The sequence below is a fragment of the Pseudomonas sp. Leaf129 genome (assembly GCF_001423465.1).
Classification (GTDB): Bacteria; Pseudomonadota; Gammaproteobacteria; order Pseudomonadales; family Pseudomonadaceae; genus Aquipseudomonas; species Aquipseudomonas coleopterorum.
The window spans coordinates 138,196-162,221 of sequence record NZ_LMOC01000008.1; the positions used below are offsets into that span (position 1 = coordinate 138,196).

The window sequence follows — 24,026 nt, forward strand, 5'->3', positions numbered from 1 at the left end:
TCAAATTATTTGGATTTCTGTGCCACAGCGGCACACCAGGACACGCCGCGCGGGCCCTGTGGCGATAACTTCAACAGCCTTCCGGCCGCTTGCGGGCTTATGGTAATGGTCAGGTCAGGCTTTGGCAAAAAGCCCGCACCCTGCTGGGGCCACTCGATCAGGCACAAGGCGTCCTCTTCAAAGTAGTCGCGGATGCCCAGATACTCCAATTCCTCAGGATCAACAAGGCGATACAGGTCGAAGTGAAAGGCTTTTATAGTTCCGATTTCGTAAGGCTCGACCAGGGTGAAGGTCGGACTCTTGACCGCCCCGACGTGCCCGAGGCCGCGGATCAAGCCCCTGGAAAAGGTGGTCTTGCCAGCGCCCAGATCACCTTCCAGAAAGATCAGTCCATGGCCTTGAGTGACCTCTGCCATGCGTGCACCGAACGCAACCATCGCGTCCTCGCCTTCAATGAAAATCTCTACTTCTGACACGGGTAATGCTCCTCGAGCAACTGACGAATGGCAGGGATCAGATCGCTAGCAGCCAGGCCGCGACCGCCCTCGCCCGACCGTTCTCCGGCACAGGCGTGCAGCCATACGCCCAGACACGCCGCATCGAAGCCGTCCAGACCCTGGGCACGTAGCGCGCCGATCAACCCGGCGAGGACATCGCCCAGCCCGCCGGTGGCCATGGCCGGGTGACCGTGCTCGCAGATCGCCAGGCGACCATCGGGCGCCGCGATCAGGCTGCCAGCACCCTTGAGTACACACACCGCCGCGTATTGCCGGGCCAGGCGCCGGGCTGCCGCTGGACGATCTGCCTGCACCTGCTGGGTAGAAATGCCCAGCAGCCGCGCCGCTTCGCCAGGGTGCGGGGTCAGTACCGCATCGGCGGGCAGCGTGACGGCGCCCTGGGCCAACTGGTTCAGCGCATCGGCGTCCCACACCTGGGGATTGTCCTGGCTAGCTGCGACCGACAGCAGGCTGCGGCCCCAACTGGCCTGGCCCAGGCCGGGCCCGACCACCAGCACACTAGCGGCCTCGGCCATTGGCAGGAGCTGATTGGCCGAGGCGATATCGGCCACCATCACTTCCGGCAGGCGCGCCAGCGCCGGCGCTACGTGCTCGCCGCGGGTGGCCAGCGAGACCATGCCGGCCCCGCTGCGCAGGGCACTCTGGGCGCTGAGCAGTGCCGCGCCGCCGGTGCCGTGGTCGCCGCCGATCACCAGCACACGGCCGTACATGCCCTTGTGCGCATCCATCGGCCGCGCCGACAGGACCGGCAAGGTGGCCGGGGTGAGCGGCACGGCGGCCGCTGGCTGACTGTGCACTACGTCGGGTATTTGCGTGTCTGGCGGCATGCTTGAACCTTTGCTGTCGATGTCTGGCAGAATTATACCCACCTCCGCACCGGTTTCCTCGCTCGCATGTCTGCTCTCACCATCGACCTTCCCGCCCTGGCGCTCTCCATCAAGCAATGGGGGCGCGAACTGGGTTTCCAGCAAGTCGGCATCGCCGGCCTGGACCTGGCCGAGCATGAACAACACCTGCAACGTTGGCTGGAAGCTGGCTACCATGGCGAAATGGACTACATGGCCGCCCACGGCAGCAAGCGTTCACATCCCGAGCAACTGGTGCCCGGCACCTTGCGCGTCGTTTCGCTGCGCATGGACTACCTGCCTGGCGACACGCACATGGCGCAACGCCTGGCCGAGCCGGAAAAAGCCTATGTCTCGCGCTATGCCCTGGGTCGCGATTACCACAAGCTGATCCGCAAACGGGTGCAGCACCTGGCCGAGCGCATCCAGCAGGACATCGGCCCGTTCGGCTTTCGCGCCTTCGTCGACAGTGCGCCGGTGCTGGAGAAAGCCATCGCGCAGGAGGCGGGGCTGGGCTGGATCGGCAAGAACACCTTGGTCCTCAACCGCAAGGCGGGCAGCTACTTCTTCCTCGCCGAACTGTTCGTCGACCTGCCGTTGCCGGTCGATGAGGCGCACGCCAGCGAACACTGCGGACGCTGCACGGCCTGCCTGGAGATCTGCCCCACCGCTGCCTTCGTCGGGCCCTATGTGCTGGACGCCCGTCGCTGCATTTCCTACCTGACCATCGAGCTCAAGGGCCCCATTCCCACGGAGTTGCGGCCGCTGATCGGCAACCGCGTGTTCGGTTGTGACGACTGCCAGATCGTCTGCCCCTGGAACCGCTTCGCCCGCCCCTCGGGCGAAGGCGATTTCCAGCCGCGGCACCAGTTGGACAACGCCGAGCTGGCCCAGCTGTTTCTGTGGGATGAAGAGCGCTTCCTGAGCAGCACCGAGGGCTCGCCTCTGCGTCGCGCCGGTTACGAGCGTTTCCTGCGCAACCTGGCAGTGGGGTTGGGCAACGCGCCATCGAGCATTCCGGTACTCGAAGCCCTGAAGACGCGCCGCGAACACCCCAGCGAGCTGGTCCGCGAACACGTCGAATGGGCCCTGGCGGCCCATGCTCAACGGTCGTCGTAGACGAACTTGGGCATTTCCCAGTGGAAACGGATCGCCAACAGGCGCAGCAGGAAGCCACCGAACAAGGTGATCGACAGCGCCTGAATCGGCACCAGTTCCAGGTAGGTGCAGCCCAGAAAGCACCAGGCCGAGGCGAATGAAACGCTGGCATACAGCTCACGGCGGAACACCAGGGGAATGTCATTGCAAAGGATGTCACGCAGGATACCGCCGAACACCCCGGTGATCATGCCGCTGATGGACGCCACCAGATAATCGTGACCCAGCTCCAGCGCGGTCATGGTGCCGATCAGCGTGAACGCCACCAGCCCCAGCGCATCGAGCACCAGAAACAGCGAGCGCAAGCGGCGCATGAGCGGCGCGATGAAGATCGTCACCAACGCCGCGACACTGGTCAGCACCAGATATTCGGGGTGCTTGACCCACGTCAGTGGATAGTGCCCCAGCAACACATCGCGCATCGAGCCGCCACCCAATGCGGTCACACAGGCGATCAGCACGACACCGAACCAGTCCATCCCGCGCCGCCCTGCAGAAAGGGCACCGGTCATGGCTTCAGCGGTGATGGCGATGAGGTAGAGGGTCAGCAGCATGGGAACCGGAACGTCAGGACAAATGAGGGTTGATCCACGCATCGCCCGCCATGAATGCGGACTGCGCGATGGTGCAGCATGATACCGGGCACGACCCGACGCTGTCCGCTTCATGAATGCCGGGAATGAAGGGCCGGCGTGTCATTTCTGATTGGCTGAACTGCATTCGGCGTTCAAGCGTTCGAACATGCCCTGCGCATACAGCAACCGAATCCCGTCGGGCGTGGACTCCAGCAACCGGCGCTCACCCGTCTTGCGTTGTATATCGAGGGTGTAGCCCTCGCCTTCGGGGAAACGGCGGACTACATCGGCCAATGCATGCTCGGCAGCGGCATGCTCGATATCGAACTGGCACCAGTACACTCGGTGCAATTGAACGATGACGCGAAAGTGCTGCATGGTTTCTATTCTCCTGAAGGGGGACCCAGCACTCGGCTGGCCCAGTTCTCGATCTGGCCCGTTGCCAGGCGTCGCTCCACCAGTGCGCGCCAGGAAGGTACGAGCGGCAACTGCGCGAATTGGCTCAATTCATCGAAGTCCAGCGAGCGCTCGTACAACAGCGCGATGACTTTGCGCAGTGGCCATCGAGGGATTGGGCGATCCTGAAGCACGATGGGGTCGCCTGCCTGCAGGACACCGCTTTCGAGCACCCGGTAATACCAGCCGGTCATCGCACTGGCTTGCATGCGCAAGGCCATATCGCTGACTTCGAAGCGATCGTTGAGCTTCCAGCAAGGCTGCCGGGTCTGGCTGACTTCCAGCAGCACGCTGCCACATCGAAAGATGTCGCCCAAGCACACCTGGGTTTCGTCTACACCGACAGTCGACAGGTTCTCGCCGAACGCACCTGGCTGTGCCAGGCGTGGATGCTCGCCTATGAGCCGTGTCCATGCGTGGTAGTGCTCGAACGGATAATGGTGAATGGCTTTGTCGGAGCCGCCGTGAATGCGGCGATCCCCCTGCTCATCGCCCATGATTCCCAGTGTTCCCACCTCAACCGGCCCGGGGAGCGGGACCTTGTCGATGCCGGTGAAACTGCCTGGGCGCGTGAAGGGGCGCGACGTGCCGGCGAGCACGTGCCGCAATTCGATGGTGGGCAGCTCCTCACTCATCGCAGCCGTGCCAGCCAGTCGGTCAGGATCACGCTGGCTACCTGTGCGCCTGTGCAGCCTAGTGCCTGCGCCTGGGCACGCAGTTCGCGGGGGTCGATACGCTGCTGATGCAGCTCGTTGGCATGGCCGACGAGCCATGCTTCGAGCATCTGCGGTGCCACCTCGAGATGAAATTGCAGGGCCAGGACCTGATTGCCCAGGCTGAACGCCTGATGGGGACAGGCGTCGGTGGCGGCGAGCGCCACGGCCTGAGCGGGGATGTCGAACTGATCGCCGTGCCAGTGCAACACGGGGGTTCCCTGTGCCAAGGGCGCGAGGACAGAGTTGCGTCCGGCGTCGGTCAACGTGATGGGGCCGAAACCGATTTCCTTGTGGCCCATGGCAGCGACGCCCGCACCCAGGGCGCGGGCGATCAGCTGTGCGCCCAGGCAGATACCCAACAAAGGTTTGCCGCTGTCCAGGCGTTGGCGAATGAGTTCGAGCTCGTCCAGCAGAAATGGGTACAGCGCCTCATCGAACGCGCCGATGGGCCCGCCCAGAATGATCAACAAGTCTGCCGATTTCACATCGAGAGACGCCAGCGGGTGCAGTGGCGCGTCTATCATTTCGATTTCATACCCCTCGGCTTCCAGCACCGAGGCCAGACTGCCCAGGTCTTCGAAGGCAAGATGCCGCACTACCAACGCACTTTTCATTTATGTACCAATACAATAATATGAATGTATGAATACATTATTGACGAATGCGTCCACTGCCGTCGAGATCGCGGAGGCCATTGAGCGGCAGATACGCCAAGGTGATTTGCTTCAAAACGCTTCGCTGCCTTCGGTGCGCGACCTGGCCGTGCAGCTCAAGGTCAGCCCCAATACCGTTGCGGCGGCCTACAGAAGGCTGCGCGACAGCGGCACCGTGGTGACCGACGGGCGTCGCGGGACTCGGGTCAGCGCGCCGGCTTCTGAAATTGTCGAGTACGGCTTCGTGCTTCCCGAAGGACTGTACGACATGGCCAGCGGCAACCTCGATGCCACGCTGCTGCCAGCGCCCGATCCCGAATGGCTGCTGCGCAACGTCACCCAAAGTGGTTTCGACCCGTTCGGCGATGACCCGCAGTTGTCGAGCCTGGCCCGCGAATGGCTCGACAGCCAGCAACTGCCCAGCGAGCACGTAGGTGTGTATTGCGGCGCGCTGGATGCGGTCGAGAGAGCGCTTCGTGCACGCTGCCGCCCGGGCGCCACGGTGCTGATCGAAGACCCGTGCTGGCCGCCGTTGCGCGACCTGCTGATCGGGCTGCAGCTCAAGCCAGGGGGATTGAGCATGGACGAGCATGGCGCGCTGGCCCCGGCGCCGGAGGTGCTGCGTGGCGCGGCGGCCGTGGTACTGACGCCCCGCGCACAGAACCCGACCGGCTGCTCGTTCGATACCCCGCGCTGGCGGCAATGGTCAGCGGTCCTGCAGGACGCACCGCACACCCTGCTGGTGATCGACGATCATTGGGGACCGTTGAGCCAGGCCCCGGCCATCGACCTGCAACCGCTGCCGCAGCATTGGCTCTATGTGCTGTCGACCAGCAAATTCATCGGGCCCGACCTGCGCGTCTCGATTGCGGGCGCCAGCGCGTCCTTGCATAGCGAGATGCAACGCCAGCAGCGGGTCGGGCCGCGCTGGGTCAGCCTGCTGCTGCAGCGACTGACCGCCCATCTGTGGAGCACGATGTTGCAGGCGGGCCGCTTGACGGAAGTGGGTGCAGCCTATCGAAGCCGTCGACAATCGCTGGTCGAGGCACTCGAACTCATGGGTGTGAGCCTGTCCAGCTCAGGCGAAGGCCTGCACCTGTGGCTACCGGTCATTGACGAAACATCGACGGTGCAGGCCCTGGCCTCCGCAGGCTGGGCAGTCCAGGCAGGCAGTCCGTTTCGATTGCAGAGTGGGCCGGCGGTGCGCGTCAGTGTCGGTAATCTGGCCGAGGCCGATATCGCGCGACTGGCTGCCGATATCGCCAGTGCATTGCAGGCAGCGCGGCGTCGGGTGTATTGAGGGAGGTTGGCTCGAGGGCCTCTTCGCGGGCAGAGCCCGCTCCCACAAAGGGCTTGTCATGGGCTGAGAACCCGCTCCCATACCGGCCTCTTCGCGGGCAGAGGGATCGCTGCCCGCTTCGTTTCCGCTGCAGGGTTTTCCGGCGTCAGAACTTGATGAAGTGCTTGCGGTAGTGCTGCAGTTCGGCGATCGATTCGCGGATGTCGTCCAGGGCCAGGTGGGTGCTGCCCTTCTTGAAGCTGTCCTTGACCTCGGGGGCCCAGCGCGCGGCCAGTTCCTTGAGGGTCGAGACGTCCAGGTTGCGGTAGTGGAAGTAGTTTTCCAGCTCACGCATGTGGCGGTAGAGGAAGCGGCGATCCTGGCAGATGCTGTTGCCGCAGATCGGCGACTTGCCCTTGGGCACCCATTGCTCGAGGAAGGCAATGGTCTGCGCCTGCGCATCGGCCATGCTGACGGTGCTCTCGCGGACCCGCTGGGTCAGGCCCGAGCCGCCGTGCTGGCGGGTGTTCCACTCGTCCATGCCGGCTAGGATCTCGTCGCTCTGGTGGATGGCGATGACCGGGCCTTCGGCCAGGGTATTGAGGTCGCTGTCGGTGACGATGGTGGCCATTTCGATGATGACATCATGATCCGGGTCCAGGCCGGTCATTTCCAGGTCGATCCAGATCAGGTTCTGTGGGTTCTGCATTGGGGGTCTCCTCGGCGTAGCTGCGCAGTCTAGCGTAGCCGGGCGTGCTAGTATCCCGCCTTCGTTCACGCTTGAACTCATTTACACGGAACACACATGGCCAAACGCCAACTGAACCGCCGCCAGAACTGGCGCATCGAAAAAATCCAGGGCGAGCGCGCCGCACGCGCCGCCAAGCGCGAGTCCCAGGCCCTGGAGACCCTCGAAGGCGGCGATCTGGGCCCAGAGCAGACGGGTCTGGTCATCGCCCACTTCGGTGTTCAGGTGGAAGTCGAGGCACTGGAAGGCGAGCACGCCGGTCAGGTCTGCCGTTGCTATCTTAGGGCCAACCTGCCCTCGCTGGTCACCGGCGACAAGGTGGTCTGGCGCGCCGGCAACCAAGGCATCGGGGTCATCGTCGCGCAGCTGCCGCGCAGCACCGAACTGTGCCGTCCCGACAGCCGCGGGCAGCTCAAGCCGGTCGCGGCCAACGTCGATCTGATCGTCATCGTGTTCGCGCCCATGCCCGAACCCCATGCCAACCTGATCGACCGCTACCTGGTGGCCGCCGAACACGCCGGCATCCATCCCCTGTTGCTGCTGAACAAGGCCGACCTGATCGACGAGCAGAACGCGCCCGCGCTCAACGCGCTGCTGGCGGTCTATCGGCAGTTGGGTTATCCGTTGCTGGAAGTATCGGCGCATCAAGGCGATGGCATGCAGCAGTTGCAGGCACGTCTGGACGGCCATATCAGCGTGTTCGTCGGTCAGTCGGGGGTGGGCAAGTCGTCGTTGGTCAACAGCCTGCTGCCCGAAGTGCAGGCGCGGGTGGGTGCGCTGTCGGAATGGTCCGGCCAGGGCACGCACACCACCACTACCGCGCGCTTGTTTCACTTCCCGGGCGGCGGCGAATTGATCGACTCACCCGGTATCCGCGAATTCGGCCTGGGCCACGTCAGCCGGGCGGATGTCGAGGCCGGCTTCATCGAGTTCGCCGACCTGCTGGGCACCTGCCGTTTCCGCGACTGCAAGCACGACCGCGAACCGGGTTGCGCCCTGCTCGGGGCGTTGGAAGATGGCCGGGTGCAGCAACAGCGCATGAACAGCTACCGCTCGATCATCGCCAGCCTGACCCAGGACACCTACTGACCGGTCGTGTCCTGCGGCCCCAGCGCCTGGACGATGTAGTCCACGAAGGCGCGCAGTTTCGGCGAACGGTAGCGCGCCTGTGGATAAAGCAGGTGCATGGGTCTGCCGGGCAGTGCGTATCGAGCCAGCACCTGGACCAGCTTGCCCTCTTCCAGGTCGCGGCGCACCAGCACATCAGGGAGCATGACCAGGCCCATGCCCGCCAGGGCGGCCTGACGCAGTCCCGCGCTGCTGTTGGTGACCAGTCGCCCTTGCACCTCGACGCCAATCGATCCATCCGGCCCCTGCATGGACCAGCGTTTCTGCGTCCCGCGCCACTCATCGCCCGGGTTGTACATGAATTGCAGGCACTCATGCGCAGTCAACTCCTCGGGATCGCAAGGCGTGCCATGGCGACGCAAGTAGTCCGGGGACGCACAGATACTCAATCGATAGTCGTCCAGCGGACGGGCGATCAAGGTCGAGGGTTCGAGATTGCCCAGCCGTAGTGCGGCGTCGAACTGACCGTCGAGCATGTCGTGTACCTGGTCACTGAGGCTGAGACTGACACTGATCTGTGGATAACGCTGGAGAAATCCCGCCAGTGCAGGGGTCAGGCACTCGGCGCCGAAGGTCGGTGGCGCAGTGATGCGTAACAGTCCCTGCGCGGTGCCTTGGGCGCGTTCGGCCCAGCGCTCCGAATCGGCGACCAGCCCCAGCACCTCAAGACAACGCTGATAGTAGGCCTGCCCGGCGTCGGTCACCTGCTGGCGGCGCGTGGTGCGCAGCAACAGGCTCACACCCAGACGCCGCTCCAGTGCCTGCAAGTGGTTGCTGACCATGGTCGTGGACAGATCGCACGCCTTGGCCGCTGCAGTCATGGTGCCCAGCTCCACCACTTTTACGTACACCTGCATCGCCTGGAACAGGTCCATTATCAACTCCGGGTGAAAGGTGCATCCAGCTTAACGCCATTTATCCACCTGGGGTTGAAAGGAATACTGCGCATTCATTTTACCGCCGAGACTTCCATGATGAGCGCAAGCCACCTGATGCCCACCTATCAACCGTTGCCGCTGACGTTCAGCCATGGTCGCGGCACTCGCCTGTGGGATATCGCCGGTCGCGAGTACCTCGATGCGCTGGCCGGGGTGGCGGTGACCAACGTGGGGCATAGCCATCCGGAGGTGGTGGCCGCCATCGTCGAGCAGGCCGGGCTGTTGCTGCACACCTCCAACCTGTACGCCATCGACTGGCAACAGCGGCTGGGCGCGAAGCTGGCCGAGAAGTCCGGGCTCGCCTTGGCGTTCTTCAACAATTCCGGCGCGGAGGCGAACGAGACCGCGTTGAAGCTGGCCCGTCTGCACGGCCATAGCCGCGGTATCGCCAAGCCCCTGGTGGTGGTCATGGACAACGCCTTTCACGGCCGCACCCTGGCCACCCTGGCGGCCAGTGACGGCGCGCACCTGAGCGCCGGCCTGGGCCAACTGCCTGGAGACTGCATCAGGATTCCCTTCGGCGACCTGGATGCGCTGGCCACTGTCACCCAGGCGTTCGGCCAGCGCATCGCGGCGGTGCTGCTCGAGCCGATCCAGGGCGAAAGCGGTGTGCACGTCGCCTCGACATCCTACCTGCGGGCCCTGCGCGAGCATTGCGACAGCCACGGCTGGTTGTTGATGCTCGATGAGATTCAGACCGGCATCGGCCGCACTGGTCAGTGGTTTGCCTACCAGCATGCCGACATCCAGCCCGATGTGGTCACTCTGGCCAAGGCCTTGGCCAATGGCATTCCGATCGGTGCCTGTCTGGCCACCGCGACCGTGGGCCGCCTGTTCCAGCCCGGAGGCCATGGCAGCACCTTTGGCGGCAACCCCCTGGCGTGCCGGGTCGGTTGTACGGTGCTCGACATCATCGAGCGCGAGCAACTGCTGGATAACGCCGCGCGCCAGGGGCACGCGCTGCTCGAACAGCTGCGTAGCGAAGTGGGAAGCATGCCTGCCGTCAAAGCCGTCCGGGGCCTGGGCCTGATGATCGGTGTGGAGCTGGACCGGCCCTGCCGCGAACTGATGCAGCGGGCCGCAGAAGAGCATGGCCTGCTGATCAACGTGACCCGGGGCACCACCATTCGGCTGCTGCCACCCCTGACCCTGAACCGTGCCGAAGTGGAGCGCATCGTCGGCACCGTGCGTGCGCTGGTGCAGAAGCTATAGGCTTCGTCTGTAAGGATAATTACCGGCAGCAGTAGGGCTTGTCTCTTTTCGATGACATCCCTTGCCGCTTAAACGGCATTGAACAATCTTTCAGCCTTCAACACCCACGATGAAGGCTTTCCATGTCCCACCTGCCCGTTGCTTGCCTGCGACTTGCTCAATTCATTGCCGGCGGACCTGGGCGATGAGCGTGTTCATTGGCTATCGACATGCCGATCTGCCCCAGGCCTTGCGGGTCAGGAAATACTTGCGCAGGGCCGGGATCGAGGTGGGCATGGACGTGATGGACTTCGATTCGTTGACCACGCTGCACGTCACCGAAACGCTCACTGCGCACATCCGCGACTGCACCCATGTGATCCTGATGATCTCGCACTGCAGCGCGCGGCGCTGGTGGATACCGTTCTGCATTGGCGAGGTCACCTCGTGGGACCGGCGCCTGTGCCTGTATCGGCTGGGCGATCAGCCACTGCCCGAATACCTGGCGCATTGGCCGACCCTGACGCGCCCGCAGCAATTGGACTTCCTCATCGAGGCCTATCACCGCGAAGCGGCCATGCGCCTGCCGGCCGGCCAGCGCGAGACGCCGCTGCCGGTGCAAGCGCGAGATATCCACAGGGGCCTGCGCGAACGCATTGGCCGGGGTTTCTAACGGCTTTTCGTCTCAGGGCGCAGGCTTGCCCGGCTCGACGAGCTTGGCCGAGCCGTCTTCGAACAGGTTCAGGCGCTGCCGCAGTTCGCGCGGCTGCACCGGTGCGCTGGGGTCGCCGATCGAAGCGCCTGGTGGCGCAGCACCGGGTGCCGTACCGGGCTTGGGCGCTTCCAATGCCGGCTGATCACCTTCGATGTCGCGCTGGGCCTTTTTGGTCAGCACCACGATGTCGATGCGGCGATTGATGGAGTTCAGCGGATCCTTGCGGTCGAACAGCGACGATGAACCATAGCCGACCACGCGAGCGATCTGATCCTCCGGATAGCTGCCCGCCACCAGGGCCCGACGCGCGGCATTGGCGCGGTTGGAGGAGAGCTCCCAGTTGCCGAAGCCGCCCGCCGCACTGCCGGCGTAGGGCTTGGCATCGGTATGGCCGCTGATACTGATCTTGTTCGGCACCGCCTTGATGGTGTCGGCCATGGCCAGCAGGATGTCCTCGAAATAAGGCTTGAGCCGCGCACTGCCCAAGTCGAACATCGGCCGGTTCTCGGCATCGGTGATCTGGATACGCAAGCCGTCCTGCGTGATTTCGAAAAGGATCTGGTCCTTGAATTTCTGCAGCTGGGGATTTTCGTCGACCTTGTTCTGCAGCTCCTGCAACAGCAGTTCCAGGCGTTCCTTTTCAACCTGTTCGGCTATTTGCTGGGCCTGTTCGGCTTCCACCTGATTCGAGGTTTCCGGCTTGGGCGGCGAGACCTCGACGTCCGGATTCAGGGTTTTCTCGGGCGAGAGCTGCGGAGAGCCGCCCAGGTCGATGACATAGGGCGTGCCGCTTTCGGAGAAGCCGATCGGGTCCTTGAAGTAACCGGCAATGGCGATCTTCTGCTCGGGTGTGGCGTTGGACAACAGCCAGAGCACCAGGAAAAACGCCATCATCGCCGTCGCGAAGTCGGCGAAAGCGATCTTCCAGGCGCCACCGTGGTGGCCGCCGCCAAAGCGCTTGACCCGCTTGACGATGATAGGCTGGTTGTTTTCCATGACTCAGCGACCGCGTACGGCTTGTTCGAGTTCGGCGAAGCTTGGGCGGTGCGCCGGGTACAGCACCTTGCGCCCGAACTCCACGGCCAGCGACGGCGGCATGCCAGACGCCGAAGCCACCAGCGACGCCTTGATGGCTTCGTAGACGTTCAGCTCTTCCTTGGCATCGTGGCCCAGGCAGGTCGCCAGCGGGCCGAAGAAACCGTAGGCCGCCAGGATCCCCAGGAAGGTACCGACCAGTGCAGCGCCGACGTGACCACCGATCGCCGCCTTGTCGCCGTCACCCAGCGACGCCATGGTCACCACGATGCCCAATACCGCCGCAACGATACCGAAACCGGGCAGCGCATCGGCGATACCGGTCACAGCGTGGGACGGATGCTCGAGCTCTTCCTTCATGCTCAGCAGCTCCATGTCGAACAGGCCTTCGAGTTCGTGCGGCGCCATGTTGCCCGACGACATGATGCGCAGGTAATCGCAGATGAACGCGATCATCTGCTCGTCCTTGAGGATGGTGGGGTACTTGGCGAAGATCGGGCTGGCGGCGACGTCTTCGATGTCGGCCTCGATGGACATCATGCCCTCGCGACGACTCTTGTTGAGAATCTCGAACAGCAGGCTCAGCACTTCCAGATAGTAGGCATGGCTGAAGCGCGACTTGAACATCTTCAAAGACTTCTTCAGCACGATCATGGTGGTGCTGCCGGGGTTGGCCTGCAGAAACGCGCCCAAGGCCGCACCGCCGATGATCATGACCTCGAAGGGTTGGACCAGGGCGGCCAATTGACCATGTGAAAGAACGTATCCGCCCAGCACGCTCGCGAACACGACAATGATGCCAATGATTTTAGCCATGGATAAAAAACACTTCAGAAGTCGGGTTCAAGGACGAAAAAGGTGGTGTGGAATCTGTTGTTCTCCTTATCGGCAGAACTGCGCCAGACTATAGGCAGCGGTTTTCAAAAGCCAGTTTGGTCCGTTCGTGTAGTCGGCCTGCATTCAGGCATGCATCAGGATAAGCATAGTGTCCAACGCCAAGCCCCAAACTCTAGACACCTGGCTCGCACTGCTCGACGGCGTGCGTCTGCCCATTCCCAAGCTGTACCACGACAAGGTTCGCGCTGCGATCAAGGATCGACGCCGTTCGCTGCGCGACATCGCCGACCTGATGCAACACAGTCCGGCGCTGGTCCTGAGCGTGATGCGCGAGGCCAACCGGCATGCCAGCAACAGCCTGGCGGAGCCGGCGGAAAGCCTTGAAGTGGCACTGAACCGGCTGGGCCTGTCGCGGGCCGAAGAGTTGCTGATGCGCCTGCCGGCCCAGGAGCCGCAGCAGATGCCCCTGACCTTGCGCCAACTGCAGATGATCAGCCAGCATGCCAGCCAGCAGGCCAATGGTCTGTTCGCCGCAAGGCTGGCGCGGCTGTGGCAGGAAATCCACTGGGGCAGCCTGCTGTTTCTTTCGCCGCTGTGGCCGTTGGCGGCGACCTACCCCGAGCTGCTCGATGAATGGCAGCGGCGCGTCACCGGTGAAGGCGAAGCGGCGGCCAAGGTCGAGCAGGAGCTGTTCGGTGTGCCGTTGCTGGTGCTGTGTCAGGCACTGGCGCAGAAATGGCGCCTGCCCGCCTGGGTGCTGCATGGCTATCGGCTGCTGCTGGCGGAACGTCGGGCGCTGGTGCAAGCGCTGCACATTGCCCGCGACAATCAGCATCGCTTGCGCCAGCAACAGCAGTTGGACGACGAGCCGGCGTTGCGGCGCTGGTTGAACCAGCCCGCCAACACCATTCTGATGGCCAACGGCCTGGCCCTGGCTGCGCAACAGGGCTGGTTCACACCCCACCTGCAGCGCTGGCAGTACCTGAGCTGCCTGTACCTGCAAGTGCCGCTGGAACAGGTTCAGCAGCAGGTCCATCAACACGCGGTGCACAGTGCGCGGGTGCACTGCGCCGCCGACCTGTGGCATCCGGCACGCAACCTGCTGTGGCCGCCACCACACAAGGGTCCGGCGCCCGACACCGATCCAGCCCCGGCACCGAGCGAAGAGGCGCTGGCGCACTGGCGGCAACTGTGTACGCAACTGCTGACCACGCCGACCCCGTTCAACAATGCCTTGCACCTGACCACTTGCGCGCGCGATGCCCTGCTGGCATGCGGCATGCAGCGCGTGCTGCTGCTGATGGTCGACCGCAATCACGGCAGCCTGCGCGTGCACCAGAGCGCCGGGCTGCCCAAGGAAGTCGCGGCGCTGAGCCTGGGCATCGAGCACAACGGCCTGCTGCAGCGACTGCTCGCGCAACCGACCCAACTGCGCATGGGCACCGCCAACAGCGCGCAGTTGCAGGCCCTGTTGCCGGCGACCCTGCGCGCGCTGTTCCGCGGTGAGCACCTGCTGCTGCGCTCGCTGGGTGTCGATGGGCGAGTGCATACACTGCTGGTGGCCGACCAGGGCGGGCGCCCGTTCTCCGAGATCAGCGTGCAGGGCTTCGGCAAGAGCGCGCAGTGCATCGAGCGCGCCCTGGACACCTTTACCAACCGCAGCCGCTGAGGCTTGCGCTACAATCGCCGTTCCGTTTCGTCTGGAGACCCGAATGCCTGACTTTTCCGGCCTGCCCCTGGTGATCGAGCCCGATGAGCTGAACGCCCGGCTCGATGCCGCCAACCTGATCGTGGTCGACTTGACCAGCGCAGCACGCTACGCGTCCGGGCACATTCGCGGGGCGCATTTCGTCGATCCCAAGCGTACCCAGCTGGGCCAGCCGCCGGCGCCGGGGCTGCTGCCTGGATTGTCGTCCCTGGAACAGCTGTTCGGCGAGCTGGGGCATACGCCCCAGGCGACATACGTGGTCTACGACGACGAAGGCGGCGGCTGGGCCGGACGCTTCATCTGGCTGCTCGACGTCATCGGCCATGAACGCTATCACTACCTCGACGGCGGCATCCTGGCCTGGGAGGCCGCCGGCCTGCCGCTGAGCCAGGATACACCGACCAGCGCAGGCGGCCCGGTAGCGCTCACCCTGCACCACGAGCCCATCGCCACCCGCGAGTATCTGCAGAGCCGTCTGGGCGCCGCCGACCTGGCCATCTGGGATGCCCGCGGCCCGCTGGAATACACCGGTGAAAAGGTGCTGGCAGCCAAGGCAGGGCACATTCCCGGCGCAATCAACCTGGAGTGGACCGCGGCCATGGATCCGGCGCGTCAGTTGCGCATTCGCAGCGACGTCGCACCGCTGCTCGATGGCCTGGGTATCACCGCCGACAAGGAAATCATCACGCACTGCCAGACACATCACCGCTCTGGTTTCACCTATCTGGTGGCCAAGGCGCTGGGCTATCCACGCGTCAAGGGCTATGCCGGTTCCTGGGGCGAATGGGGCAACCACCCCGACACCCCTATCGAAGTTTAAGGACACTCAATGAAAGATCGCTTGTTCATCATCAGTCAGTACCTGCTGCCCCATCACCTGCTCTCGCGCCTGGCCGGCTGTGTGGCCGAATGTCGTTCGCGCTGGTTCAAGGATGCGTTCACCCGCTGGTTCGCCAAGCGCTACGATGTCGACATGTCCCTGGCCGAGGTCGAGGACCTGAGCGCCTACGAGAATTTCAACGCGTTCTTCACCCGCGCCCTGAAACCCGACGCACGCCCACTGGACCCAACGCCCGGTGCGATCCTCTCCCCAGCCGACGGAGCCGTCAGTCAGCTGGGTACCATCGAACACGGCCGCATCTTCCAGGCCAAGGGCCACAGCTTCAGCGTGCTCGAACTGCTGGGCGGCGATCCTGCCAACGCAGCGCCCTTCATGGGGGGCAAGTTCGCCACCATCTACCTGTCGCCACGTGACTACCATCGAGTGCACATGCCGCTGGCCGGCACCCTGCGCGAAATGATCTACGTGCCAGGGCGTATCTTCTCGGTCAACCAGACCACCGCCGAGAACGTCCCCGAGCTGTTCGCGCGCAACGAGCGCGTGGTGTGCATCTTCGACACCGAGCGCGGGCCGATGGCCATGGTGCTGGTGGGCGCGATGATCGTCGCCTCGATCGAAACCGTCTGGGCCGGTCTGGTAACGCCGCCCAAGCGCGAACTCAAGACCTTTCGCTACGACGAGGCGGCACGGGCGCCGATCCATCTGGAAAAAGGCGCCGAGATGGGCCGTTTCAAACTGGGTTCGACCGTGGTCATGCTGTTCGGCCCGGAACAGGTCGAGTGGGCTCACCACCTGGCCAACCTGTCACCCGTGAACATGGGGCAAGGCCTGGGGCGCGCGGCCATTGCGCAGGACGTGGCGCCAGCGACACCTGCAACTGTTGTCTGATATCTGAGCCGCTTGCGGCTGGCACGGCGCAGCCTTGGCGACATCGAGGCTGCGACCGTTATCCAATGCTGTTAGAGTCTTCGCATACGGCCAAATGAATGGCCTGTCTTTCGTCATCGTTCACGCTGTCGCACGATGACCTGAGTCGAACCAGGAAACGACCGATGTCGCCACGCCCCCATCTGTTGTTGCGCGCTCCGACGCCATCGCAGTTGAGCCTGACCTTCTGCGAAGCGACCCCGCGCGACCTCAAACGCTGGATTGCCACGCTGCCCAAGGCCAATCTGGGGGAAACTGCCCGGTTGCTGTACCAGGGCCTGGGCGAGCTCAACCAACTGCTCACGCCCAGCGACAATCGCCTGCAACTGCTCGAGCTGCTCAGGCCCGAGGTCTATTTCGTCTGCAAGCATCTGGAACGACACTTCCTCAACCAGTCCATCGTGCTCGACGAACGGTCGCGCAAGGTCGCCAACCTGTGCCAGGCCCTGCAGAACCATCTGGCGATCGGTTACAAGCAGATCGTGCTGCGTATTTCCGCAACCGCTACCAAGGATCGTGTTGCCAAGGAGCGGGCCATCCTTCTGGCCACCGCTGCACAGCGTGCCCTGCACTGCCTGAACGGGCCTGTGTTGCGCGCCAGTCTGCTGTACTGTCCGGTGCCCGATGGGGTGTGGCTGGAGTTGCACCAGTTGTATCAGGCAGCCCTGGCGCATCAGTTGCAGAATCTTTCCATCAACGATCCGTTGATTCCTCCAGGCCGTAGCTCGACCGTTCAGCAAAGCTACGCGGCCTCGTTGCTGCTGGGCAGCTCTCGCTGCAACCAGATGCGTCAACAGGCGATCCTGCGTCTGGCCGAAGTGCTGGATGCGTGGAGCCCACTGGTCCGTGTGCAGCCGGCCAGCCTGGCTTCGAGCCTGTTCGCCATAGCGCCCGGTGAAGACAGCGGGCCCCGCTACAAGACCCTGTATGGCGACGACCAACTGCCGCACCTGATCGGGCTCGACCCGAGCGACCTGGTTCAGGCCATCAAGGCCTACCTGGACTTGCCGGTCGAGCAGCGCGCGCAGTCGCGCCTGATCCCCAGCAACTTCAGTATCGATCTGCTCCAGCACGTAGCCGCGGCCTGGGGCGATGTGGCGGAACGCACTTTTACCCGAACGCCCGGCCAAGGCAACCTGAGTCTGTGCATTGGCATGAGCGCGCTGCATTACTACATTGGCGGCGAGCGCTCCTTCAGCGAGATCCTCAAGCGCCCTGGCCCTTCGCAGAGCGCACAGTTCGTACCAGGCGCTGCCACGCAATCGTGGAGCAGGCCGACCGAGGGCGATCGCCACGGCGACTACGAGGAGATCCAGTACGACCTGCCGCGCGGCGACGGCAGCAGCGCTGGCAGTGCCTCCAATCACGATCAGCACTTCCCGACCTATGCCCTGCAGATCGTCAATCACAGCCCCGGTGGCTACTGCCTGGCGTGGCCCAAGGAGGTTCCGCCGCAACTGCAGGCCGGTGAGATGGTCGGCATCCAGGACACTCAGGCCCAGGGCTGGAGCGTGGCCGTGGTGCGCTGGATTCGGCAGGTGCGCAGTGGCGGCACGCAGATGGGCATCGAGCTGGTGGCACCGCACGCCCAGCCGTGCGGCCTGCAATTGGTGCGCGTCAGCGAGCAGAACAGCCAGTTCCTGCGCGGCCTGCTGCTACCGGAGATACGCGCCATCGACATTCCTGCCTCCCTGCTCGCCCCGCGCATGCCTTTTCAGGAAGGCAACAAGGTCATCATCAACAACCAGGGTGAGGAACAGCCTGCGGGCCTGGGCACGCGAATGGCCGGCACCGGCAGTTTCAATCAGTTCGAATACCACCTGCTGGAAGTGGCCAAACCAACGTCGACCGGTGCCGAAGATGTTGCGCCCGAAGAAGACTTCGCTTCGCTCTGGAAAGATCTGTAGACGAATCGCTGCTCAGTCGCGGCGACCGAGCAGGTACAGCACCGCATCCAGCCCCAGCACACTGATGGCCTGACGCGCCGACTGGCGGACCAGCGGCTTGGCACGGAACGCCACGCCCAGCCCTGCAATGGCCAGCATGGCCAGGTCGTTGGCCCCGTCACCCACTGCGATGGTTTCCCTTAAGTCGATACCGTGCTCACGGGCCAACTGCTGCAGCAGGTCGGCTTTGCGTTGGGCGTCGACGATAGGCTCGACCGCCACTCCGGTGCATTTACCGTCGACCACCTGCAGTTCGTTGGCGAAGACATAAGTGATGCCCAGACGCTTCTGCAACTGCTTGGCGAAATAGGTGAAGCCGCCGGACAGAATGGCGGTTTTCACCCCCATGCGATTGAGTTCGGCGAACAGGCGCTCCGCGCCTTCGCTCAGGCGCAGTTGCGCACCGATGTCATCGAGTACCGCAACGTCGAGGCCGTCGAGCAACGCCAGGCGGGCCTTGAAGCTGGCGCGAAAATCGATATCGCCGCGCATGGCCTGTTCGGTGATCGCCGCGACACGCTCGCCGATGCCGGCCGCCTTGGCCAGTTCGTCGATCACCTCGGCTTCGATCAGTGTCGAATCCATGTCGAACACAGCCAGGCGCGGATGGCGGCGCTGTGCCGACTCGGGCTGGTAGACGATGTCCAGACCCAGCGCGGCGCTGAGTTCGAGTACTTGGGCACGCAATGGCAGTGGCTGCTCCAACGGGCCATGCAGGCACAGCTCGAAACAGGCATTGCCACCCGTGGCCGCTGACAGGCGCTCCAGGCTCGAAAGCGACAAGCCATGCTCGGCCAGCAGCGTGATCACCTGCCGCAGCGCCGGGTAGCCGACCTGGCGCCCCATCACGCTGACCACGTGGTCTGCCGGCTCAGCGTGCTGGGCGGTGCTGAAGGTGGTCTCGGCGGTCAGGGCGTCGCCCAGTGCATCGACGATGCCCGACTGCTCCTGAGCGGTGATGTTGATCAGGACGATTTCGCGCAAGAGGCACCCCGTTTCATGAAAAAAAACGCATTCTAACCACTTTCAGTGACCATCGGGCACAGGCAGCGCTTTGCCGCTCGGAGGGCGGTCGTTATACTGCGCGCCAACTTCACGGACAAAGAGCCGCGCTCAGTGAACCGGCCTACGCCAGTCAAAACCGACAACTTCTTCCTGCTGATCTTCCGAGCCGTGCGCCACCGTCGAGTGCCGCTGGCTTTGCGCATCGCGTTCACCAACATCGTGCTGGTTGCCATCGCCTTGGTGATCTACGCCTGCGTGATGGGTCTGCAGTTCAAGCAGGCCATGCACGAGCAAGCCGATGCGGTGGGCCAGAGCCTGACCACGCAGACGGCCACGTCCGCCACCGAGCTGCTGGTGTCCAACGACATCCTCAGCCTCAACGTGCTGCTCAACAACCTGGTGAAAAACCCACTGGTGGCACACGCGGCGATCTTCAGCCCGGACAACCGCATCCTTGCCGAAGCCGGCCAGCGCCCCAAAAGTGGCCTGCTTGGGCAAAGCCAGGGGCTGTACGAGACCAAGATCAACTTCCAGGACGCCCTGGCCGGACAGCTTCGCATCAGCCTGGACATGAATCAGTTCCAGCAGCCGCTGACCATCAGCCTGCAGAGCATGGGCGTGCTGGCCGGGATCCTGCTGGTGCTTGCGTTGGCGCTGAGCCTGCGCCTGGGTCGCTACATCTCGACGCCGCTGCTGCAGTTGCGGGTCTGGCTGCGCAACCCCGACGAGTACACGCCGGCGACCCAGCGCACCGACGAGATCGGCGATCTGGCGCGCCAGCTGCACGCGCAGTTGGCTCCAGAGCCCCGTGAGCCCGAAGTCGAACCCGACGACATCGACGAAGACGATGAGCCGCAGCCAGCCTTGCCCGTGCGCACCGCCAGCAAGCCCGGCCCATTCCCGCCGTTGGCCGCAAAGCCAGCGAAACCGGTCATGCGTCAGATCCAGGCCGACGAGGACGAGGAAGACTTCGGCGACGATCCGTTCGCGGATCTGCGCGAAACTCCGGTGGCGGTGATCAAACAACCCGTCACTGCCGTGGCCAAGGTGCACACCGACAGCGCCGTGCTGGCGGTGCAGCTGGGTGCTCAGGAACAACTGCGGCGCCTGCCCAAGGCTCGCCTGGCAGAGTTGCTGGAGCGCTACCACGACTGCCTGCAGCAGGCCGCCTCGCTCTATGAGAGCGAAGTGCACATGCTCCAGGATGGCAGCACCTTGATGCTGTTCCACAGCGAAACCAGCGGCGATGACTACCTGACCAATGCGATCTGCTGTGGCGAACTGTTGCGCGCCCTGGGTCATGCCTTGCAGATCCAGGTCGCCGACAGCGGTATCACCCTGCAATTGCAGTTGGGTCTGGTGCTCAGCGACGAGGTCCATGGCCTGAACTCCATCGACCTGCTGCTGACCGAATCGGCGCAGGATGCACTGGCGCTCTCGCAGCACAGCCGCAACCTGTTGCTGGTGGTACGCGAGATCGGCGAAGACCCGCTGATCCGCCAGCGCGCGCGCATCCGCTCGATCGCCAGCCCCGAAGGCGCCTGCTGCGTCGAACGCCTGCTGGAGCCCTACCCGTCGCTGCTGGAACGGCAGTTGGCACGCATCGGCTGACTGGCTGATCACTGCGCAACAAAAAAAGCCCGCACTGGATGCGGGCTTTTTGTTGGGTGTCGCTCTAGAAGCGGAACACTTCCAGGTCGGTACGGATGGGGGTAGCCAGCGGAATCTGTGGTTTTTCTTCTTCCCGGCGCACCTGCGCCGGCGCTGGCTTGCGCTCTTCGATCAGTGCGGGCTGGTTGGCCAGCGGTTTGAGCGCCGCGGTCAACTGTGCAGCCAGACGCTGCAACAGCACCCCTTGCGCCTGGACTTGAGCGGCGGTGCCGCCGTCGTGCTTTTCTTCGAGGTGAACGATGCGGTTGTCGCGCACTTGTCCGCGACGGTCCAGGACGCGCCACTGGGCATCCAGGATCGCAGGCTGTCGGCTGCCTGAATCGAGCCGGGTGATCGACAGCAGCACCTGAGCATCGGGCGTGAAGTTGGCGGGCGTAGGCGCCAGTACCACGCGCTGGCTGTCCAGGCGCCAGGCCATCTGGCGCAGCAGCAGTTGGTCGATGTCGGCGGAAAGGCTGCCGGCCCAGCGGCCATCGGTGGACGCTCTCAGGCTACCGTCGGCCTGGCGCTGCAGCAGCGTTTCGCGCTGCAGGTAGTCGGCCACCGACACCGGCCCCAGCAGCACGGCCATGCCGCGGCTTTCCTTGGGCAGGCCGGGGTTGCCGCTGTCGAGCTGGTACAAGGCCACGGGTTGATGCGTGCTGCATCCGGCCAGTCCCAGCACGCCGCCGAGCAATAAAATCACGGGAAGACGCAACAGTTTCATCATTTCATCCAGGCGGCTGCCACACGGCAACCGCAGCAATACTTGACCGAGTCGTCTGGGCGCTGCCGCTTGGCGGCGCCGCGAAAGGGCCTATCATCCGTGAATCCGCGCCCTGACTCCAGTGCTTGCGTCGAACGGCAGCCATGCCGCCGTCCGCACGCGGTTGGCAGTCAGGGGTTTTCCACGACCAGAGCGTCGACGCGCTGGAAACCGCGAGGCAGCTTGTTGCCGCGGCGGCCACGCTCGCCACGGTAGTGCTCCAGGTCGTCGGGCTTGAGCGACAGCGTGCGTTTGCCCGCCTGCAGAACCAGGGTCGAGCCTTCGGCAACGACCGCTAGATCGGTGACGAATTCTTCACGGCTGGCCACTCGATCACCGGGAATGCCGATGATCTTGTTGCCCTTGCCCTTGCCCAACTGCGGCAGGTCGCTGATCTTGAACACCAGCAGGCGTCCTTCGGTGGTCACGGCGGCCAGCCAGTTCTGCTCACGGTCCGGCACGGCGCGGGGGTTGATCACCTTGGCGCCCTTGGGCAGGCTGAGCAGCGCCTTGCCGGCCTTGTTCTTGGCTTGCAGGTCTTCGCCCTTGACCACGAAACCGTAGCCGGCGTCCGACGCGATGACATACAGCGCGTCGTCGTCGGGCAGCATCACGCATTCGAACGTCGCACCCGGTGGCGGCGTCAGGCGGCCTGTCAGCGGCTCGCCCTGGCCACGGGCCGAGGGCAGCGTATGGGCAGCCACCGAGTAGCTGCGCCCGGTGGAGTCGATGAACACCGCGAACTGATTCGAGCGCCCGGTGGCTGCCGTCTTGTAGCCGTCACCGGCCTTGTAGGACAGCCCGGTGGCATCGATGTCGTGACCTTTGCCACAGCGCACCCAGCCCTTCTCGGACAGCACTACCGTCACTGGCTCGGTGGGCATCAGCTCGTTTTCCGACAGCGCACGGGCTTCGCTGCGCGCCACGATCGGCGAGCGGCGAGCGTCGCCATAGGTTTCGGCGTCCTTGATCAGCTCGGCACGCACCAGTTTCTTCAGCTTGGCCTCGCTGCCCAAAAGGGCCTGCAGCTTGGCGCGTTCCTTGGCCAGTTCTTCCTGTTCGCCACGGATCTTCATTTCTTCCAGACGCGCGAGCTGGCGCAGGCGCGTATCGAGAATGTAGTCGGCCTGGATCTCGGTCAGCGCGAAACGCTCGATCAGGCGTGCCTTGGGATGGTCCTCTGTGCGGATGATGTGGATCACTTCGTCCAGGTTGAGGAAGGCAATCAGCAAGCCGTCCAACAGGTGCAGGCGGCGCTCAACCTTGTCCAGGCGGAACTGCAGGCGGCGGCGCACGGTGTTGACGCGGAACTCCAGCCACTCGACCAGCAACGCGCGCAGGTTCTTCAGCTGCGGGCGGCCGTCGAGGCCGATGATGTTGACGTTGACCCGGTAGGTCGACTCCAGATCCGTGGTGGCGAACAGATGCTGCATCAGTTCGTCGACTTCTACCCGATTGGAGCGTGGAATGATGACGATGCGGCACGGGTGCTCGTGGTCGGATTCGTCACGCAGGTCGGCCACCATCGGCAGCTTCTTGGCCTGCATCTGCGCAGCGATCTGCTCCAGCACCTTGGCACCGGACACCTGGTGCGGCAGAGCGGTGACGACCACGTCGCCGTCTTCCAGACGATACACCGCGCGCATGCGCACCGAACCGCGGCCGGTCTGGTAGATCTTCAGCAGTTCGGCACGCGGCGTGATGATTTCCGCTTCGGTCGGGTAATCCGGACCCTGGATGTGCTCGCACAGCTGCTCGACCGTGGCCTTGGGCTCGTCGAGCAGGCGGACGCAGGCGCTGGCCACTTCGCGCAGGTTGTGCGGCGGCACGTCGGTGGCCATGCCCACGGCAATGCCGGTGGTGCCGTTGAGCAGGATGTTGGGCAAGCGCGCTGGCAGCACCGCAGGCTCGTCCAGGGTGCCGTCGAAGTTCGGCACCCAGTCCGCAGTGCCCTGGCCCAGCTCGGTGAGCAGCACTTCGGAATAGCGCGACAGGCGCGCTTCGGTGTAGCGCATGGCAGCGAAGGACTTGGGATCGTCCGGCGCCCCCCAGTTGCCCTGGCCATCGACCAGGGTGTAGCGATAGCTGAACGGCTGCGCCATCAACACCATGGCCTCGTAGCAGGCCGAGTCGCCATGGGGATGGAATTTGCCGAGCACGTCACCCACGGTGCGCGCGGATTTCTTGTGCTTGGCGTCGGCGTCGAGCCCCAACTCGCTCATGGCATAGACGATGCGTCGCTGGACCGGCTTGAGGCCATCGCCGATGTGCGGCAAGGCGCGGTCCATGATCACGTACATGGAGTAGTTGAGGTAGGCCTGTTCGGTGAAGTCAGCCAGGGACCGGCGTTCTACGCCGTCGAGACTGAGATCGAGGGAGTCGCTCATGCAA

Annotated in this window: 21 protein-coding genes and 2 pseudogenes; 10 read left to right on the plus strand and 13 right to left on the minus strand. The window is 64.1% G+C overall.

Features of this window, described 5'->3' with window-relative positions; genetic code table 11:
- Window positions 1–5 precede the first annotated feature (5 nt).
- Window positions 6–476, minus strand: a complete 471-nt coding sequence (tsaE, locus tag ASF66_RS14675) for a tRNA (adenosine(37)-N6)-threonylcarbamoyltransferase complex ATPase subunit type 1 TsaE (protein WP_049862040.1) — start codon at window positions 474–476, stop codon at window positions 6–8.
- Window positions 464–1,270 (minus strand): annotated as a pseudogene (locus ASF66_RS14680) (NAD(P)H-hydrate dehydratase); the annotation flags it as partial. The pseudogene ASF66_RS14680 and the gene tsaE, both read right to left, overlap by 13 nt.
- A 141-nt stretch (window positions 1,271–1,411) precedes the next feature.
- On the opposite strand from ASF66_RS14680, the gene queG reads away from it, so the two are divergent.
- Window positions 1,412–2,482 (plus strand): tRNA epoxyqueuosine(34) reductase QueG, encoded by a 1,071-nt coding sequence (gene queG, locus ASF66_RS14685; protein WP_049862042.1) that lies wholly within the window; start codon window positions 1,412–1,414, stop codon window positions 2,480–2,482.
- Here the strand turns inward: queG and ASF66_RS14690 are convergent.
- The 4 genes from ASF66_RS14690 to ASF66_RS14705 all read right to left on the minus strand — a co-directional run bounded on the left by ASF66_RS14690 (window position 2,467) and on the right by ASF66_RS14705 (window position 4,882).
- Window positions 2,467–3,075: a trimeric intracellular cation channel family protein gene (locus ASF66_RS14690; protein ID WP_043191159.1), complete on the minus strand. Its 609-nt coding sequence runs from the start codon at window positions 3,073–3,075 to the stop codon at window positions 2,467–2,469. The genes queG and ASF66_RS14690 overlap by 16 nt on opposite strands.
- Before the next feature lie 141 nt (window positions 3,076–3,216).
- Entirely contained in the window at window positions 3,217–3,474 is a 258-nt protein-coding gene (locus ASF66_RS14695; RefSeq protein ID WP_056844376.1) for a hypothetical protein, read from the minus strand.
- A 5-nt stretch (window positions 3,475–3,479) separates the two neighbouring features.
- Complete coding sequence (locus ASF66_RS14700; protein WP_056844377.1) at window positions 3,480–4,187, minus strand: MOSC domain-containing protein; 708 nt, start codon at window positions 4,185–4,187, stop codon at window positions 3,480–3,482.
- Entirely contained in the window at window positions 4,184–4,882 is a 699-nt protein-coding gene (locus tag ASF66_RS14705) for a glutamine amidotransferase (protein WP_056844378.1), read from the minus strand. Before ASF66_RS14705 ends, ASF66_RS14700 begins: the two co-directional genes overlap by 4 nt.
- 28 nt (window positions 4,883–4,910) lie before the next feature.
- Here ASF66_RS14705 and ASF66_RS14710 point away from each other — a divergent pair, with 28 nt between their 5' ends.
- Window positions 4,911–6,221 carry an aminotransferase class I/II-fold pyridoxal phosphate-dependent enzyme gene (locus ASF66_RS14710; RefSeq protein WP_056844379.1) on the plus strand — a complete coding sequence of 437 codons (1,311 nt, stop codon included), beginning with the start codon at window positions 4,911–4,913 and terminating at the stop codon, window positions 6,219–6,221.
- Window positions 6,222–6,366: 145 nt separating this feature from the next.
- Here the strand turns inward: ASF66_RS14710 and orn are convergent, their stop codons facing one another.
- Window positions 6,367–6,909, minus strand: coding sequence for an oligoribonuclease (gene orn, locus ASF66_RS14715; RefSeq protein WP_056844380.1), 543 nt, complete (start codon window positions 6,907–6,909; stop codon window positions 6,367–6,369).
- A 96-nt stretch (window positions 6,910–7,005) separates the two neighbouring features.
- Here orn and rsgA point away from each other — a divergent pair, with 96 nt between their 5' ends.
- A complete protein-coding gene (rsgA, locus tag ASF66_RS14720; RefSeq protein ID WP_049862050.1) occupies window positions 7,006–8,037 on the plus strand; it encodes a small ribosomal subunit biogenesis GTPase RsgA in 1,032 nt (343 codons plus the stop codon).
- Here rsgA and ASF66_RS14725 read toward each other — a convergent pair.
- Complete coding sequence (locus ASF66_RS14725; protein WP_056844381.1) at window positions 8,031–8,951, minus strand: LysR family transcriptional regulator; 921 nt, start codon at window positions 8,949–8,951, stop codon at window positions 8,031–8,033. The genes rsgA and ASF66_RS14725 overlap by 7 nt on opposite strands.
- A 99-nt stretch (window positions 8,952–9,050) precedes the next feature.
- Here ASF66_RS14725 and ASF66_RS14730 point away from each other — a divergent pair, with 99 nt between their 5' ends.
- Both ASF66_RS14730 and ASF66_RS14735 read left to right on the plus strand, forming a co-directional pair.
- A complete protein-coding gene (locus tag ASF66_RS14730) occupies window positions 9,051–10,226 on the plus strand; it encodes an aspartate aminotransferase family protein (protein WP_056844599.1) in 1,176 nt (391 codons plus the stop codon).
- A gap of 184 nt (window positions 10,227–10,410) precedes the next feature.
- Window positions 10,411–10,878 (plus strand): toll/interleukin-1 receptor domain-containing protein, encoded by a 468-nt coding sequence (locus tag ASF66_RS14735; protein ID WP_056844382.1) that lies wholly within the window; start codon window positions 10,411–10,413, stop codon window positions 10,876–10,878.
- A 12-nt stretch (window positions 10,879–10,890) separates the two neighbouring features.
- Here the strand turns inward: ASF66_RS14735 and motB are convergent, their stop codons facing one another.
- Window positions 10,891–11,916, minus strand: a complete 1,026-nt coding sequence (gene motB, locus ASF66_RS14740; RefSeq protein WP_056844383.1) for a flagellar motor protein MotB — start codon at window positions 11,914–11,916, stop codon at window positions 10,891–10,893.
- 3 nt (window positions 11,917–11,919) lie between these two features.
- Complete coding sequence (gene motA / locus ASF66_RS14745) at window positions 11,920–12,771, minus strand: flagellar motor stator protein MotA (protein WP_049862054.1); 852 nt, start codon at window positions 12,769–12,771, stop codon at window positions 11,920–11,922.
- A 169-nt stretch (window positions 12,772–12,940) separates the two neighbouring features.
- Here motA and ASF66_RS14750 point away from each other — a divergent pair, with 169 nt between their 5' ends.
- The 4 genes from ASF66_RS14750 to ASF66_RS14765 all read left to right on the plus strand — a co-directional run bounded on the left by ASF66_RS14750 (window position 12,941) and on the right by ASF66_RS14765 (window position 18,175).
- Complete coding sequence (locus ASF66_RS14750; protein WP_236707112.1) at window positions 12,941–14,461, plus strand: HDOD domain-containing protein; 1,521 nt, start codon at window positions 12,941–12,943, stop codon at window positions 14,459–14,461.
- A 43-nt stretch (window positions 14,462–14,504) separates the two neighbouring features.
- Window positions 14,505–15,320, plus strand: a complete 816-nt coding sequence (locus ASF66_RS14755; RefSeq protein WP_056844385.1) for a rhodanese-like domain-containing protein — start codon at window positions 14,505–14,507, stop codon at window positions 15,318–15,320.
- Window positions 15,321–15,329: 9 nt separating this feature from the next.
- Window positions 15,330–16,229 (plus strand): archaetidylserine decarboxylase, encoded by a 900-nt coding sequence (gene asd / locus ASF66_RS14760; protein WP_056844386.1) that lies wholly within the window; start codon window positions 15,330–15,332, stop codon window positions 16,227–16,229.
- 164 nt (window positions 16,230–16,393) lie between these two features.
- Entirely contained in the window at window positions 16,394–18,175 is a 1,782-nt protein-coding gene (locus ASF66_RS14765) for a hypothetical protein (protein WP_056844387.1), read from the plus strand.
- Window positions 18,176–18,187: 12 nt separating this feature from the next.
- Here ASF66_RS14765 and serB read toward each other — a convergent pair.
- Window positions 18,188–19,075: pseudogene (gene serB, locus ASF66_RS14770) on the minus strand (phosphoserine phosphatase SerB); the annotation flags it as partial.
- Window positions 19,076–19,330: 255 nt separating this feature from the next.
- On the opposite strand from serB, the gene ASF66_RS14775 reads away from it, so the two are divergent.
- Window positions 19,331–20,830: a HAMP domain-containing protein gene (locus tag ASF66_RS14775; protein WP_049862060.1), complete on the plus strand. Its 1,500-nt coding sequence runs from the start codon at window positions 19,331–19,333 to the stop codon at window positions 20,828–20,830.
- A gap of 64 nt (window positions 20,831–20,894) precedes the next feature.
- Here ASF66_RS14775 and ASF66_RS14780 read toward each other — a convergent pair whose 3' ends face one another.
- Window positions 20,895–21,596: a PqiC family protein gene (locus tag ASF66_RS14780; protein WP_177331303.1), complete on the minus strand. Its 702-nt coding sequence runs from the start codon at window positions 21,594–21,596 to the stop codon at window positions 20,895–20,897.
- A gap of 170 nt (window positions 21,597–21,766) precedes the next feature.
- Window positions 21,767–24,022 (minus strand): DNA topoisomerase IV subunit A, encoded by a 2,256-nt coding sequence (gene parC / locus ASF66_RS14785; protein ID WP_056844390.1) that lies wholly within the window; start codon window positions 24,020–24,022, stop codon window positions 21,767–21,769.
- Window positions 24,023–24,026: the final 4 nt, after the last annotated feature.